General features: G+C 69.6%; 13 protein-coding genes. 6 read left to right on the forward strand and 7 right to left on the reverse strand.

Translation table 11 applies throughout. The features are described from left to right. Nucleotides 1–643 precede the first annotated feature (643 nt). Entirely contained in the window at nt 644–3,070 is a 2,427-nt protein-coding gene (locus tag ACIBH4_RS02145; RefSeq protein ID WP_362763417.1) for an AAA family ATPase, read from the forward strand. On the opposite strand, the gene ACIBH4_RS02150 is transcribed toward ACIBH4_RS02145, so the two are convergent. The 6 genes from ACIBH4_RS02150 to ACIBH4_RS02175 all read right to left on the reverse strand — a co-directional run bounded on the left by ACIBH4_RS02150 (nt 3,005) and on the right by ACIBH4_RS02175 (nt 9,287). Then, nucleotides 3,005–3,880 (reverse strand): class I SAM-dependent methyltransferase, encoded by an 876-nt coding sequence (locus tag ACIBH4_RS02150; RefSeq protein WP_362763414.1) that lies wholly within the window; start codon nt 3,878–3,880, stop codon nt 3,005–3,007. The genes ACIBH4_RS02145 and ACIBH4_RS02150 overlap by 66 nt on opposite strands. Next, on the reverse strand, nt 3,850–4,473 hold the full coding sequence (locus tag ACIBH4_RS02155; protein ID WP_362763411.1) for a cysteine hydrolase: 624 nt from the start codon (nt 4,471–4,473) through the stop codon (nt 3,850–3,852). The genes ACIBH4_RS02150 and ACIBH4_RS02155 overlap by 31 nt, the downstream gene beginning before the upstream one ends. After that, nucleotides 4,470–5,540, reverse strand: coding sequence for an isocitrate/isopropylmalate family dehydrogenase (locus ACIBH4_RS02160; RefSeq protein WP_362763408.1), 1,071 nt, complete (start codon nt 5,538–5,540; stop codon nt 4,470–4,472). Before ACIBH4_RS02160 ends, ACIBH4_RS02155 begins: the two co-directional genes overlap by 4 nt. 27 nt (nt 5,541–5,567) lie before the next feature. Continuing rightward, the gene (iscB, locus tag ACIBH4_RS02165; RefSeq protein ID WP_362763405.1) at nt 5,568–6,971 is read right to left on the reverse strand and encodes an RNA-guided endonuclease IscB; all 1,404 of its coding nucleotides are present in this window, start codon (nt 6,969–6,971) and stop codon (nt 5,568–5,570) included. A 337-nt stretch (nt 6,972–7,308) separates the two neighbouring features. Continuing rightward, nucleotides 7,309–7,839 carry an EF-hand domain-containing protein gene (locus ACIBH4_RS02170; RefSeq protein WP_362763402.1) on the reverse strand — a complete coding sequence of 177 codons (531 nt, stop codon included), beginning with the start codon at nt 7,837–7,839 and terminating at the stop codon, nt 7,309–7,311. Between the two features lie 374 nt (nt 7,840–8,213). Then, nucleotides 8,214–9,287: an alkene reductase gene (locus ACIBH4_RS02175; RefSeq protein WP_362763399.1), complete on the reverse strand. Its 1,074-nt coding sequence runs from the start codon at nt 9,285–9,287 to the stop codon at nt 8,214–8,216. Nucleotides 9,288–9,413: 126 nt separating this feature from the next. On the opposite strand from ACIBH4_RS02175, the gene ACIBH4_RS02180 reads away from it, so the two are divergent. The 4 genes from ACIBH4_RS02180 to ACIBH4_RS02195 all read left to right on the forward strand — a co-directional run bounded on the left by ACIBH4_RS02180 (nt 9,414) and on the right by ACIBH4_RS02195 (nt 12,881). Beyond that, entirely contained in the window at nt 9,414–9,782 is a 369-nt protein-coding gene (locus ACIBH4_RS02180) for a MerR family transcriptional regulator (RefSeq protein WP_362512323.1), read from the forward strand. A 51-nt stretch (nt 9,783–9,833) separates the two neighbouring features. Then, on the forward strand, nt 9,834–10,319 hold the full coding sequence (locus ACIBH4_RS02185) for a MarR family winged helix-turn-helix transcriptional regulator (protein WP_362763396.1): 486 nt from the start codon (nt 9,834–9,836) through the stop codon (nt 10,317–10,319). Between the two features lie 65 nt (nt 10,320–10,384). Next, complete coding sequence (locus ACIBH4_RS02190; RefSeq protein ID WP_362511937.1) at nt 10,385–11,824, forward strand: carboxylesterase family protein; 1,440 nt, start codon at nt 10,385–10,387, stop codon at nt 11,822–11,824. Between the two features lie 145 nt (nt 11,825–11,969). Beyond that, on the forward strand, nt 11,970–12,881 hold the full coding sequence (locus tag ACIBH4_RS02195) for an oxidoreductase (RefSeq protein ID WP_362763394.1): 912 nt from the start codon (nt 11,970–11,972) through the stop codon (nt 12,879–12,881). A 72-nt stretch (nt 12,882–12,953) separates the two neighbouring features. Here the strand turns inward: ACIBH4_RS02195 and ACIBH4_RS02200 are convergent, their stop codons facing one another. Then, nucleotides 12,954–13,577, reverse strand: a complete 624-nt coding sequence (locus ACIBH4_RS02200) for a TetR/AcrR family transcriptional regulator (protein ID WP_362511943.1) — start codon at nt 13,575–13,577, stop codon at nt 12,954–12,956. A gap of 141 nt (nt 13,578–13,718) precedes the next feature. On the opposite strand from ACIBH4_RS02200, the gene ACIBH4_RS02205 reads away from it, so the two are divergent. Further along, nucleotides 13,719–14,762 carry a hypothetical protein gene (locus ACIBH4_RS02205; RefSeq protein WP_362763391.1) on the forward strand — a complete coding sequence of 348 codons (1,044 nt, stop codon included), beginning with the start codon at nt 13,719–13,721 and terminating at the stop codon, nt 14,760–14,762. Nucleotides 14,763–14,812: the final 50 nt, after the last annotated feature.

Here is a 14,812-nt window from a genome sequence, read left to right on the forward strand (position 1 = left end):
GTTCGAGTGTCGATCTTCAACCTCGAGGCCAGCGGGCTGGAGCAGGGGCGTTTGCCGGATATTCGGCACGACCTGGAGTGGTTTCGGCCCTGGAAGGTTCAAGCCGAAACCCCTTAATGTAACGTTTCAATTGCGCTAGGGGATCACTTGCATGCCGCCGCCTGGTGAGGGGAGCCCCGAAGCACCCCCGGACCGCGTGCGTCTTACCTGACTGTCGCCCTGTTCGCCGGTCTGTCCGGGAGGGGGGCGATCATCGGTGCGGTCCCGGATCTGCCGGCGGTGGCCGCGGTGCTGGGGCGGCTGCGGCGGCCGGCGACGGTGCCGACGTCCAGCCGAGATGCCGGCAAAACCGACCATGAGCCGATCTTGAAGCGGTAGTGAGATCGAGTCGGGTAGCCCAGAGGTGAAATTTCCCCGGGCTGCCCGACTCGATGGCGCGCGACGACTTCCGCAAACCGCTGATCATCCTCGGTCCCATGAGGGGAGAACTCTTTCAGCCCTGGGGCATCGGCCCGCAAAAAGGGGCACTGCCCGGCATGGGGCGAGGAAGGTAGACGGGCGCGTCGGCGGAAGCTACACTACTGGCCGCTCGAAAAGTAAAAACAAACACGTCTACTGGTTAATTATATCATGAGGAGTGCTGTTGTCAATCGAGGCGTTGCGCGAGGAGCAGGAGTACGTGTCGATGCTGTACGGGCGGCTCGACGAGCTCCGCGAACACGTCACCGAGCGGCTGACCCGGGTGCTCGCGACGACCGGCGGCAACGCCCAGGCGCGCGTCGAGAGGGAGGCCGCCCACGCCGCCCACGCCGAACGCCTCGCCCAGCTCAACGCGGCCGAACACGGCCTGTGCTTCGGGCGGCTCGACATGCTCGACGGCGAGCGCCGTTACATCGGCAGGATGGGCCTGCTCGCCGACGACGTCACCACCGCATCCGTTGCCAAAGGCACCGAGGACGCCGAAGACGCTGAGGACGCCGACGACACAGCCCCGCTGCTCATCGACTGGCGGGCACCGGCCGCCCGCCCGTTCTACCTCGCCACCGCGGTCACCTCGGAGGGCGTCCGGCGGCGCCGGCACATCAAGGACCGCGACCGCACGGTGGTCGAGGTCCACGACGAGGTGCTCGACCTCGAATCCGCAGCGGAGGCCGGGCACGAGGGGTTGGCGGGCGAGGCCACCCTGCTGGCGGCACTGAACGCAGGCAGGACCGGCCGGATGACCGACATCGTCCAGACGATCCAGGCCGAGCAGGACCGCGTCATCCGCTCCGAGCACACCGGAGTGCTCGTCGTGCAGGGAGGACCGGGGACGGGAAAGACCGCGGTGGCGCTGCACCGCGCGGCCTATCTGCTCTACACCCGGCGGCGACAGCTGGCGCGGCGGGTGGTGCTGGTCATCGGACCGAACGCCACGTTCCTGCGCTACGTCGGAAACGTGCTTCCCGCGCTGGGGGAGACGAGCGTGCTGCTGTCGACGATCGGCGAGCTGTATCCCGGGGTGACCGCGGAACGGGAGGAAAGGCCGGAGACCGTCGAGGTGAAGGGCCGGTCGGCGATGGCCGAGGTGGTCGCCGCCGCGGTACGCGACCGCGAGTGGGTGCCCGAGGACCACCTTGAGGTGGAGTACGAGGGACAGACGCTGCGCCTGGACCGGCGGACCTGCGAGCGGGTACGCGACCTGGCGCGGTCCTCCCTGCTCCAGCACAACCCGGCCAGGCCGATCGTGGTCCGGGAGATCAGCGAAGCCCTCGCCGAGCAGTACGCCGAACGCGTCGGCACCGATCCGTTCGACGGTGAGCTCCTGCTGGACGACGACCAGGTGGAGGGCATCCGCAGGGAGATGCTCACCGACGGGGCGGTCCTCGCGGCACTCGACGAGCTCTGGCCCGACCTGACGCCACAGCGACTGCTCACGGATCTGTTCGGCTCGCCGGAGCGCATCGCCTCGGCGACGCCGGGGTTCACCCCCGAGGATCGGGCAGTGTTGCTGCGGGAGCCCGGCGGAGGCTGGTCGCCCGCCGATGTGCCGCTGCTGGACGAGGCGGCCGAACTGCTCGGGGAGGACACCAGGGCGGAGCGGATCCGGCAGGAGCGCGAACGGCGTGAGCGGGTCCGCTACGCCCAGGGAGTGCTGGACGTCGCGATGGGGTCGCGGGCCACCGACCTGGAGGACGACCAGGAGGCCGAGATACTCACGGTCAACGACCTGATCGACGCGGACACGCTCGCCGGGCGGCACGAGGAGGAGGACCACCGCACCTCGGCCGAGCGCGCGGCGGCCGACCGGACCTGGACGTTCGGGCACGTGATCGTCGACGAGGCGCAGGAGTTGTCGGAGATGGCCTGGCGGCTGCTGATGCGCAGATGCCCCGCCAGGTCGATGACCGTCGTCGGGGACACGGCGCAGAGCGGCGATCCGGGCGGCACCCTGTCGTGGGGGCGGGTGCTCGACCCCTACGTCAAGGGGCGCTGGCGGCTTGCGAACCTCACCAGGAACTACCGGGTGCCCGCGGAGATCATGGCCGTCGCCGCCGAGGTGCTGACGGAGATCGACGCCGACCTTGAAGCACCCGTCTCGGTAAGGGAGAGCGGGGTGGAGCCGTGGGCACTTCGCGTGTCGCCGGAGGAGTTCACCGACCGGCTGGTCGAGGCCGTCGCGGCCGAGGCCGCGGGCCTGGTCGATCGGCGGCTCGCGGTCATCACGCCGGACTCGCTGCTGGAGCCGCTCGGCCTCGCGATCGCGGCGAGCGTGCCGGAGGCGTCGGTCGGCGAGAACCCCGATGCGCCCCGGCCCGTCGTCGTGTTGAACGTGAGGCAGGCCAAGGGCCTGGAGTTCGACGAGGTGCTGGTGGTCGAGCCCGGCCTGATCGTGGCCGAGTCGCCGCGCGGGCTCAACAACCTCTACGTCGCCCTGACCCGCGCCACCCAACGGCTGGGCGTGTTGCACACGCCGTCGGGGCCCGTGCCGCGTGCGCTGCGGGCGTGGCTGTTCGCGTCAGACCTACGCGCCGGGTTTGTCGGCGAACACCCAGCGGTTGCTCGCCAGGGCGTCGTTCGGTTCGGGTAGCGGGCCGCGACCGTGGTGGCGGGTGAAGTCGAAGGGCGTGTGGATCGCGGTGGACCAGCCCAGCTCCCGCAGGCGGCCGACGGAGTCGGGGCGCGGCTCCCCGTCGAACAGGGCGAGCAGGTCGACGCCGATCTGTTGCCTGGTCGCGACGTAGACGGGGCCGGCACGGACCTGCGGAGACTCCGTCCAGAGCTTGACCTCGAAGCCCAGCGTGCTTCCCCCGGCGCTCAGGCGGTCCACGGTGTCGATGAGACGCCGCTCGGCGGCCGATGGGAGATAGAGCAGCAGGCCCTCGGCCAGCCACGCGGTCGGCACGGCCGGGTCGAAGCCGGTCTTCAGCAGCGGCCGGGCCCAGTCCTCGCGCAGGTCGGCCGCGATCGGGTGGCGGGTGGTCGCCGGGACGGCGGCGAGGTCGTCGAGCACGTGGTGTTTGAACGCCAGGACGCCGTCGCGGTCGATCTCGTAGACGACTCGGCCCGGTGGCCAGCCGAACCGGAAGGCCCGCGTGTCGAGGCCCGCGCCGAGCAGCACGACCTGCCGGGCGCCTTCGTGGACCGAGCGGATGAGGAAGTCGTCGAGGACTCGGGTGCGCAGGCCGAAGTAGCGCCCCAGCCTGCCCCACAGGGGGTTGGCGTCCCCGTCCGGAACCTGTGCCGGGCGGACCGGCCAGGCCGCGGACGCCTCGGCGGCGCGTACGAAGTGCTCGGCGTAGGTGTCGGCGGCCAGAGCGTCGGGCCGGTGGGTCTCGATCGCCCGCGCGGCGGCGACCATGAGGGCGGTCAGGCCGACGCCGTCTTCGACACCCGGCACGCGTCCTCCCCTCCGGTTGGGGGCACCCACGGATGGTCGTGGGTGCTGAGGTGAGCGCCATAGAGACGGGCCATGAAGCGCAGGACGTCCGCGTCCGGTAGGTGCCGGCCGGTGGTGCAGTCGGTCAGCACCGTGATGTGGAAGCCCTTCTGGAACGCGGTCCGGGCGGTGGAGTCCACGCAGACGTCGGTGTACAGGCCCGCGAACACGAGCCGTTCGACGCCCCGGTGGACGAGGTGCTGCTCGAACCCGGTGCTGAGAAAGGCGTCGAAGCACGCTCGCTTGGTGAAGACACGCTCTCCCGGCAGGGGTGACACCCGGTGGAACTCCGCGCCCCACGAACCTTCCAGACACTTGAGCGGCTTGTTCTGCGTGCGATCCCGGCGCCGCCAGCTCGGACCCTGATGTTCGGCATCGCCGACGAACCGGACGAAGATCACCTCCATGTCGCGGGCACGGGCCCGGTCGACGGCCAGCGCGGTGTTCGTCGCGACGGCCTCCAGGGTCGCGGGGTCGCCGGAGTATCGGGCGTGAGCGGTCGGCCCGACGCAGAAGTCGTTCTGCAGGTCTACGACGACCAGCGCGGTGGTCATGAGTCCACCGCCACGGTCGGCCGCCCCGCGGGCTCCAGCGCGTCGAGCAGTGCGTCCACCATGGCGGTGGTCGAGTGCCGTCCGCCGAGGTCGGGGGTGCCGATGCCTCGGCGGCCGAGTGATTCGAGACCGCGTTCTACCAGCTGAACCGCCCCGGCGCAGCCCGCGTGCCGCTCGGCGATCGCCGCCGCGGCGCGTACGGTCGCCACCGGGTTGACCGTGTCCGTTCCGGCCAGGTCGTCGGCGGAGCCGTGCACGGTCTGGTACTCGACCAGTCCGGCCGCGTCGGGATGTAGATAGACGTTCTCGGTGCAGCGGTTCTCCTGGCGTTCGGAGCCGAAGCGGTCCAGCAGGACCACGTGCATGATGTCGGCCCATTCGTTGCTCGCGATGATCAGCGTGCGGGGGTGCGGGCCGTGCTCGATCAGGTTGCGGTTCACCGTGTCCGGCTGGAACAGACGGATCTCGACGCCGTGCCGCGCGGCGCTCTCGGCGACCCACTCGTCGAGGGCCCCGTCGAGCAGGTGGAACTTGTACGCCATGACGATCTGGCCGATTCCGCCGTCCGGCCACTCCTGCCGCGCACGCCGCACGGCGAAGGCGATGACCTTCTCGGTGATCTCCCGGCTGAACGCCATGGTGCGGATCAGCGCGCCCGGGACGTGGGTGTTCTCCCCGGTGTAGAAGCCCTGGGCCTCGTCCCGGACCAGCAGCAGTGACGCGTCCGGGGTAGTCATGACGTCGACCTTCACCGCCTGCAGGCGTCGGCGGACCAGGTAGAGCGACTGGGCGTTGACAGCCGTGCGGAAGACGGCGGGAACGCCGAGAGCGGCCAGCGTGCGGCAGAAGTCCGTGTAGTGATCGGCGTCCTCCCCGGTGAGTTCACGGACCCGCTCGATGTCGGCACCGGCCCTCAGTGATGAGTAGGAGTGGTAGAGCCTTTGTGACCGGGTGACACCGATTTCAACCGAATACGCATCGGCGATTCCGGCCAGCACCCGCTCGAAGACGGTCGCGAGCTCGGGGCCCGTTCCCCGGCCGACGGAAAGTCCGACAACGAGTTTCACCAGAACCTCCCGGGGATGCTCCGGCCTTCAGGCTGGGGAGGAATCGGGGGCGGGAGTGCCGCCGAGGCCCGAGCGTGTCCTGATCGGTCGGTCATTGAGATCGGCTTCTTTCTTGGTCGTGTAGCCGTAGCCGTCCGCGCGTTGAAGATGGCGGACATGGCGGTGGTTGATCCCGGTGATGCGGCCGTGCCGGGTGGTGATGTCGAACGAGCCGGAAGAGCGGACCAGGACTCGCCCGGTGTGAGCTCCGGCCTTCTTGCCCGTCGGGACGGCCGCGCGGACCAGGTCGCCGGTTTGGAAGCCGTGGTGGCGTTTGATTCGTGGCCGCACCAGGCGGGGGAAGCCGTAGCGGTCGGGGGTGGTGCGGGCGTAGGTGCCGCGCCCGGTCGCCGTGACCACCAGGATCGTGGACGGCCAGGCGGTCACGGTCTCCAGGTGGCCGACGTGCAGGGCGTCCAACGTGTGCGACTTGGCGGCGCCGGTACGCGACCGGTTCCACCTGGTGCGCCCGCCCGAGGCCGTCGCGACCGGCAGGCCGGTCGCCTGCAGTGCCCGCCACAGCGCCCAGCGGGTGGCGTTGACGGCGGCGGCGTCGCGCAGCGGCGCTTTCGCCTGCTTGAGGATCTTCGCCAGGAGTGCGGGCTTGGCCTGGAGGAACTCTTCGATCGGGGTGGCGTTCTTGGCCTGGTTACACGGGATGCAGGCCAGGGTGAGGTTGCTGACGCGGTCGGAGCCGCCCCGGCTGCGGGGATGGATGTGGTCGAGGTTCAGCGGCACACCGCTCGCGCCGCAGTAGGCGCAGGTGCGCCCCCACTTGGCGAGCAGGTATTCGCGGACCTCGTACCCGGCGAGGGTGCCCCGCTGGTATTCGGCTCCTTCGAGCGGCCTCCCGGCCGACAGGGCGTGGGTGTCGAAGGAGACCTTCTCCACGTGGACGGCGGTGATGGGCGCCCACCGGGCCAGCCGCGCCACCTGCGACATCGTCGTGTCCACGCGGTGGCGCAGCGACGGCGCCAGCCACCCTTGAGGTTTCGTGCGGTTGTTGAAGCGGGGGACGCGGTAGCGCAGGTTCCGCGACCTGCGGCCACGGCGCAACGCGGCCCGCGTGCTGAGCCTGTCGCGGATCCGCCCGCCCCGATGGTCGAGCTGAATGCCGAACAGGCCGGTGCGGCTCCCGTCATGGTCGGCGAACACACTGATGCCGGTGTGCTGGGAGCCGGGGTCGATACCGACGTGCACGCCTTTTAGGGTGGAGTCGGCGACGAGCCGGTCTTTGAGGCGGATAACGAACGGTGTGCGGCGCACCACCACCGCCCGACCGGCCGCCAGCAGGCGGCGGGCACGGGCGGGGTGGCACGGGTCGAGCGGGTGGCCGTGAGCGTCCAGGACGAACACGGCCGGGTGAACCTCACGGTTCGCTCCCTCGGACACCGCGGTGTCCTGGGGGTGACGCCGAACGGCCGGTGCGTGCCGTACGGTCTCCCCTCGCCCATGTCCACCGCCAGGTGCGGCGAAGCCGCGTCCGTGAGCCGTTTCGTCCTGACCCGGGTTGTCTGCTCCCACGGATTCCAGAGCAGCCCGCTGAGGAAGCACGGGCTGGTGGGTCTGCTGTCTTGCGGTGAACGTAGCCATCGAGGATGCACCTCCTGTTCGTGATGGCTGGGGCTGGTCAATACGGGCTCAAGGCACCAGGCGGCACCTCAAGCCCCCTCCTTCAGGAGGGGGTCGTTGACCGAAGGCCAGAGGTGTCAGGCTGCCGTTGTCTCGATCAGATCAGTCCTCCGACCAGATGGTCGCCCGGAATTCCGGCCTTCTCCGGGCGGTAGTAATCCTTGATGCCGGCGGCCCAGACCGAGACCGTGATCTGGTCGGTCTCCGAGGGCCCGAACGCGTCGAAGAGCGCGTCGATGTTCGCGCGCTCGAAGCCGATGGCCGTCATGAGCGCCATGAAGACGTGCCGTTCGATGAGCCCGTCGCCGTCCGGATCGCCCAGCTCGGCCAGCGCCTCGGCGAAGTCGCTGATCGCCGCGTCGAAACGCTCCGGGGAGAGGACGCACGCGGCGTACTCCTCGAAGCTGATGCGGCCGTCGTCGTTGGCGTCCAGTTCGGAGGACAGGGCCGCCCAGTAGCCCCGGAAGGCGGCCAGCATGGCGGCTTTGGCCGCGTCGTCGGAGTCGGAGGCCGCCGCGATGACCCGGTTCGCCATGAGCTCGAAGTCGTCGGCCTCCAGGAAGCCGGTGCCGTCGGCGTCGAGCAGGGTGAAGACAAGACCTACTCGATCAATGGCTGCTTTCTGCATATTCCGTGACCTTTCTTTGGTCGTCACTCGAAACGGAGGATGAAATCGTGGCCCCGACTGTACACGATTATGTGGGGCCGTGACTCGCGCTTTTACGTCGTGATTTGCGACCAAAAGAAGTCAAATGTTGATAATGGAACGAATGCCGCCAAGGCATTAAATAGCCTAATTGTTTCAGTCATTTTTTTGGGTCGTTCTGGTTGGCCGCCCGCTGTTCGGCCTCGCGTGGTGGCGGTGCGGGCGCGGGCAAGAAGTGCTGTCCGGCGGCGACTGGTCTCCCGCCGATGTGCCGCTGCTGGACGAGGCGGCCGAACGCAGGCCGTGCCGCGTGCGCTGCGGGCGTGGCTGTTCGCGCAGGACTGAGGCGGCTCGGTTCAGGCCGTGTGCCGGTAGGCGGGGTAGGTGAGGTAGCCGGCATCGCCGCCCTGGTACCAGGTGGACTCGTCGTGCGGCGCGATCGGGAGCCCCTGGCGCAGCCGCTCCACCAGGTCGGGGTTGGCGATGAAGGCGCGGCCGAAGCTGATCAGGTCGGCGCCGAGGCCGAGCCAGTGGTCGGCGGCGGCCCTGTCCGTCTGCCGGGGGCCCAGCGGGAAGACCGGGTTGACGATGAGCGTGGCGGGCCAGGCCTTGCGCAGCCCGACGAGCACGTCCTCGTCGGTGCTGGCCTCGAGGTGGACGTACGCCAGATCCAGGGCGGCGAGTTCGGCGAGCAGCGCGCCGTACAGGGCGGGGACGTCGGTGTCCTGCGCGCCCCAGATGCCCGCGCCGGGGGAGAGCCGGATGCCTGTCCGGTGCGCTCCGACCGCGTCGACGGTCGCGGACACCGCCTCCACGGCGAATCGGATCCGGTTGGCGATCGGTCCGCCGTAGGCGTCGGTGCGCAGGTTGGCGTTGCTGGAGAGGAACTGGGCGATGAGGTAGCCGTTCGCGCCGTGCAGTTCCACGCCGTCGAAGCCGGCGTCGACGGCCCGGAGGGCGGCTTCGGCGTAGGACCGGGCGTGCTCGGACACCTCGGCGGTCTCCAGCGCCCGCGGCACGGGCGCCGGTTTGGGGCCTGTCGGGGTGAACACCTCCCCGGTGGCGGGAACGGCCGAGGGTCCCACCGGCCGCGTCCCCGTGGTGTCGGGGTGGGAGACCCGGCCGCCGTGCATGATCTGGGCGAAGATGCGCCCGCCGTTGGTGTGGACCGCGTCGGTGACCGGTAGCCAGGCCGCGACCTGCGCGTCGGTGTACAGCCCTGGGGTGCCCGGATTGGACTGCCCGACCAGGCTCGGCTGCACTCCTTCGGTCACGATGAGCCCGGCGGTGGCGCGCTGGGCGTAGTAGGTCGCCATCGAGGGTGTCGCCAGGCCGCCCGCACCCGCGCGGACCCGCGTCATCGGGGCCATCACCACGCGGTTGGGCAGGGTCAGCGCACCGAACCGGTAGCGGTCGAACAGGGTCGTCATCTGCGTACGCCTTTCCGAGGTTCCTGCGAATGGTCGCGTCCGTCGGCTGGACGCGACCATTACGCTAGAACCTGACACTGACGTCAGAGGCAAGTGTTCGGCCGAGGATTTTCGATGGGAGGCGCGATGCGGATCGGCGAGTTGGCGTCGAAGGCCGGGGTGAGCGTCCGTTCTCTGCGCTACTACGAGGAGCAGGGCCTGCTCACCAGCACGCGCAGTTCCAGCGGCCAGCGCCACTACACCGACAACGAGGTCGAGCGGGTGGTGTTCATCCAGCGCCTGTACGCCGCCGGGCTCTCCAGCCGTACGATCGTCGAGTTGCTGCCGTGCGTCGACTCGCCCAGCGAGCAGAACTCCGAGGAGGCGTTCGAGCGGCTGGTGCACGAGCGAGGCCGGATCGACCAGCACATCAAGGAGATCCTCAGTGCCCGCGACGCCCTCGACCGGCTCATCGACGCCAATCGAGCGCACCGCGATCGACTGACGACTCGCTGACCTCGGTGCGGTTTTCCTCCCCCCGGCAAAACCGTTAAAGTCGTTAACGTTATGAACGTTAACGAATCCATGGGTGAAGCCGCGGACGGGCCGCCCGAAGCTCTGACCAAGTGGACCGGCTTCCTGCTGAACTGGGTCGCAGCCCATGCCCGCGAGGCTTATGAGCAGGTCGTGGCGCAGGTCGGGCTGAAACCACAGCATCTGGGGGTCCTCATCCAGATTCAGCACGGTCCGATGATCCAGGCTCGGCTGAGCGATCGGCTGAAGGTGTTCAAGCCCGTCATGGTCACCCTGGTGAACGAGCTGGAGGCGATGCATCTGGCGGAGCGGCGGCCGCACATCGGCGATCGCCGCGCGACGGAGGTACACATCCTCTCCGCGGGCCTGGACAAGGTCAGGGAGGTCGAGCGGCTCAGCGAGCAGGCCTCGGCGGAGTTCTTCGGCCCGCTCACCTTCGAGGAGCAACAGACTCTGCACGGCCTGCTCGCCAAGCTCGCCAAGGACGGCCCCGCCGATGCCTGGCAGTCCCCGCGCTGACAAAAGCACCTCGATACCGACCCCTCAGAGCCGATCGACGCCTGGGATTTCGTCAGGAGGAACACATGCACGACACGGTGCGGACCCAACAGGGTCTGGTCCGCGGCCGTACCCGCGAGGGCGTCGTCTCGTTCAAGGGCATCCCGTACGCCGCCGCACCCGATGGCGCGCGGCGTTTCCTGCCGCCGCGACCGGCGGCGTCCTGGAACGGGGTGCGGGAGGCCGACGCTTTCGGTGGCGCGCCGCCGCAACGACCGCCGGCGCCAGGGGTTCCGGCGGTGTGGCAGCCCGGCGACGGCCTGGACTGCCTGAAAGTGAACGTCTGGACCCCCGCCCCCGGGGGTACGCGCCTGCCGGTGATGGTGTGGATCTACGGTGGCCGGTGGACTCACGGCGCCGCGTCGATGCCGCACTACGACGGCTCGGTCCTGGCCGGCTCCGGAGTGGTCGTCGTGACCTTCGACTATCGCACCGGCTTCGAGGGCTTCGGTCACCTGCCCGGTATACCGGACAACCGCGGCCTGCTGGATCAGCTCGCCGCGCTCGCCTGGGTGCAGGACAACATCGCCGCTTTCGGCGGTGACCCCGGAAACGTCACCGTTTTCGGCCAGTCCGCCGGCGGTGCGTCCGCAGCCCTGCTCGCCGCGGCACCGTCGGCCGCCAGCCTGTTTCGGCGGTGCGTCGTCCAGAGCCTCCCCGCGGGCCATCTCGAAGTCCCCGAGGCCCAGCGGGTCACCGAACGGCTTGCGGCAGCCGTCGGCACCGCCCCTACCTGGGACGGTCTGGCCGCGCTGCCCGCTCAAGCGCTCCTGGAGGTGCCGGACGCCCGGCTGACCGGTGGGCGTCCCGGTGGCGCGTTCGCTCCCGTCATCGACGGCGACCTGGTCACCGCACCTCCCTGGCAGGCTCTCGCCGACGGGTGTGCTCGCCACATCGACCTGCTCTGCGGTTTCACTCACGAGGAATACCGCGGCTTCCCACCTCAGGCGGATCCGGAGCGGATCGATCTGGCGGTCGTTGCCACCCGCTTCGGCCTCGCCCCCGACGCCGATACGGCCTACCGGGCTGCCTACCCCGACAGCACCGTCACCGAACTGTTCACCACGCTGATGTCCGACGCCCTGGTGCGCATGCCGACCACCTTCACCGCCGAAGCGCACGCCAGGACGGGTGGGCGCACCTGGCTGTACGACTTCGCCTGGCGCGGGCCGCTCGGCGCCGCTCACGGCATCGACGTTCCGTTCGTTTTCGGCCTGCCGCACACCCGCTACGCCGCCCGTTTCCTCGGCTCCCCGCCTCCCGCCGACTTCGCCGCCCTGTCCCATCAGGTCCGCACCGCGTGGACCTCCTTCGCCGCCACCGGCAACCCCGGCTGGTCGGCCTTCGACACCCGGCTCGGCTCCACCCGCGTCTGGGACATCACCCCCACCACCACCTCTTATCCCGTGCCGGACTCCCACCGCATCTGGAGCCGGACACAGTCGTCTCCCGCACCGTCGAGGTGAGGGGGCGAAGAGGACCTTCTCGCCAGCCGGCTCATCGAGCCTGAGGTAGATCATTGAAGTTCCGTACCGTCGCCATGGAACCGGCGGACTTCGACCCCACCTCCTTCACACTCGAAGGCGGGGTCTTCACACGCGAGGAGATTCGATGACCACAAAGACGATCACCGCTTCGGCCGCGGGCGTTTTCGAGCTCGGCGACCTGCCGGTCAACCGGATCGGGTTCGGCACGATGCGCCTGACGCAGAGCGGTGCGGCGTTCGGGAACGGCGTCCCGAGTGACCGGGGCCGGGCGATCGGCGTGCTGCGCCGCGCGGTCGAGCTCGGGGTGAACCACATCGACACCGCGGCCTTCTACTTCTCCGCGCTGCGCTCGGCGAACGAGCTGATCAACAGCGCGCTCGCGCCCTACCCCGATGACCTGGTCATCGTCACCAAGGTCGGATTTGGCCGGGATCCGTCGGGTGAGTGGCTGTGGGCCAGGCCGGAGCAGCTGCGCGGCCAGGTCGAGGAGAACCTGCGCCAGCTCGGCCGGGACCACCTCGACGTGGTGAACCTGCGCATCCCGCAGAACATGGCGTCCAGCTCGATCGCCGGGCATTTCGGTGCGCTGGCCGACCTGCGCGACGCCGGGATGATCCGGCATCTGGGCATCTCCAACGTCACGCCCGCGCACCTCGCCGAGGCCCAGGCCATCGCGCCGGTGGTCTGCGTGCAGAACGCCTACGGCATCGGCGCACGGCCCGAGGACCACGAGTTCCTGCGCTCCTGCGGGGAACAGGGCATCGCGTTCGTCCCCTTCTTCGCGATCGCCGGGACCGGGCGCGAGGCGGGGGCGAGTGTCGCCGAGAGCGAGGAGGTGCTCGCCGTCGCACGCGCGCACGGCGTGACGGCCGCGCAGGTCCGGCTGGCCTGGACGTTGCAGCGCGGGCCGCACGTGCTGGCCATCCCCGGCACCGGCAACCCCGACCACCTGGCCGAGAACGTGGCCGCCGGCGCCCTGCGGCTCTCGGCGGAGGAGATGACCCGTCTCGACTCTGTCCAGAGGAGTGGACGTTGAAGCACCCTCGCCGGGGTCCGCGACGGCCTGGATCCGGTACGGCCCCGCGACGGGGGGTGAGGTGACGAAAGGTCAGTCCGGGGGCCGGCGATGTCCGCGTATCAGGGGCAGGTACACCTCGTCGACGATCTCGACGAGGACGCTGTCGGGCACGGTGGGGACTCCGCGCGTGACGAACTCGTTGCGCAGCAGGACGACGGCGACGGTGGCCACCCGGGGGTGGAGGACCTCGGGCGGAGCCTCGCCGCGGGCCACCGCACGCCCGAGAATCGTCAGCCACATGCCGGACCCGGCGTCGCCGGACTGTTCGTGGAGTTGCGCGAGTAGCTCCGGATCGTCGGCGACGCCCGACAGCAGGCTGCGCAGGATGTCGCCGGTGGGCGAGGACCAGTGGCGGTTCGCGCCACGCAGCAGCTCAAGCACGTCGCCGCGCAGTTCGCCGGTGTCGGGCAGTGGCGCGGAGGCCGCGCTCAGCTGCCGGTAGGCGGCGATGCTGAGCGCGGCCCGGTTCGGCCAGCGGCGGTAGATCGCGTTCTTGTTGGTACCGGCCCGGGCGGCGACTTTATCCATATTTAGACCCGAATATCCGGATTCGAGGAGTTCGTCGACCGCGGCACGGAGTATCGCCTGCTCCAGTGCGGTGCCGCGCCGCCTGGTCGGGGCGGCGACCTGTCGCTCCGCGGGGTCCTCGGCCATCTTCCCTCCTTGGTAGGTACTCTGCGTACCTTGTTTTTTCGTGAAACACGGCGCTGACATTCGATTAAGGTACGATGAGTACCGTAAATACCTCCCCGTTGGAGAGTCCGTGCTCTGACGTGCGGCGGTATCCAATCGGCATTGAGAAGGGTACGAGTCATGCGAGGCAAGGGCATCACCTACGACACCGGCTTCATCGACACCGGTCTCGCCGACGCGGGACCGAGCACCCGCGAACCGTTCGACCCCGACGTCGTGAAGCGGGAGATGTGGGTCATCCGCGAGGACCTGCACTGCAACGCGGTCCGGATCACCGGCGGTGACCCGGACCGGCTGGAGATCGCCGCCGTCCACGCCGCCGACGCCGGACTGGAGGTTTGGTTCTCGCCGTTCACCTGCGACCTGACCACCGACGAACTGCTCACCTTCCTCGCCGACTGCGCCGAACGCGCCGAGCGGCTACGCGGGCGGGGAGCCGAGGTCGTCCTCGTCACCGGCGCCGAACTCACCCTGTTCACCAAGGGGTTCCTGCCCGGCGACACCCTCGCCGACCGGCTCACCCTGCTGGCCGAGCCGCATCGCCTGCGCGAGGTGATGGCGCCGGTCCCCGCCCTCCTCAACGACTTCCTCGCCAAGACGGTGAGCGTGGTCCGCGACCGGTTCGGAGGAAAGGTCACCTACGCCGCGCTGCCGTCCGAGCAGATCGACTGGACGCCCTTCGACATCGTCTCGGTCGACGCCTACACGTCGATCGAGGTGGCCGATCAGTATGCCGAGGCGATCCGTTCCCTCGTCGCGCGGGGGAAGCCCGTCGCGATCACCGAGTTCGGGTGCACGACCCACCGGGGCGCGGCCGACCTGGGCGCGCGTGGCATGTTCATGGTCGAATGGGACGGCGCGAAGGCGATCGGCCTGAAGGGCGACTACATCCGTGATGAGGCCGAGCAGGTCACATACCTGAGGGAGTCACTGGAGGTCTTCGCCGCCGAGGGTGTCGACACCGCGTTCTGGTGCACCTTCGCGTCCTACAACCTGCCGCACCGCGACGACCCTCGCGAGGACTTCGACATGGCGAGCTACGGCCTGGTCAAGGTGCTCGAAGACCGTCCCGGCCGGACCTACCCCGACATGCCGTGGGAGCCCAAGGCGGCGTTCGCCGCCCTCGCCGACTGTTACCGCGACTGAGGGCGCCGATACCGAGGCGATCCGGTCTTCGCACGACACCGGATCGGAGG

The sequence above is a fragment of the Streptosporangium sp. NPDC050284 genome (genome assembly GCF_044459525.1).
GTDB lineage: Bacteria > Actinomycetota > Actinomycetes > Streptosporangiales > Streptosporangiaceae > Streptosporangium.

Excerpts from the sequence above, each read along its gene's own strand:
- ACIBH4_RS02200 (WP_362511943.1), bottom strand. The coding sequence starts at position 13,577 with ATGGCCGAGGACCCCGCGGAGCGACAGGTCGCCGCCCCGACCAGGCGG.
- ACIBH4_RS02155 (WP_362763411.1), bottom strand. The coding sequence starts at position 4,473 with ATGACCACCGCGCTGGTCGTCGTAGACCTGCAGAACGACTTCTGCGTC.
- ACIBH4_RS02195 (WP_362763394.1), top strand. The coding sequence starts at position 11,970 with ATGACCACAAAGACGATCACCGCTTCGGCCGCGGGCGTTTTCGAGCTC.
- ACIBH4_RS02175 (WP_362763399.1), bottom strand. The coding sequence starts at position 9,287 with ATGACGACCCTGTTCGACCGCTACCGGTTCGGTGCGCTGACCCTGCCC.
- ACIBH4_RS02180 (WP_362512323.1), top strand. The coding sequence starts at position 9,414 with ATGCGGATCGGCGAGTTGGCGTCGAAGGCCGGGGTGAGCGTCCGTTCT.
- ACIBH4_RS02190 (WP_362511937.1), top strand. The coding sequence starts at position 10,385 with ATGCACGACACGGTGCGGACCCAACAGGGTCTGGTCCGCGGCCGTACC.
- ACIBH4_RS02185 (WP_362763396.1), top strand. The coding sequence starts at position 9,834 with ATGAACGTTAACGAATCCATGGGTGAAGCCGCGGACGGGCCGCCCGAA.
- ACIBH4_RS02170 (WP_362763402.1), bottom strand. The coding sequence starts at position 7,839 with ATGCAGAAAGCAGCCATTGATCGAGTAGGTCTTGTCTTCACCCTGCTC.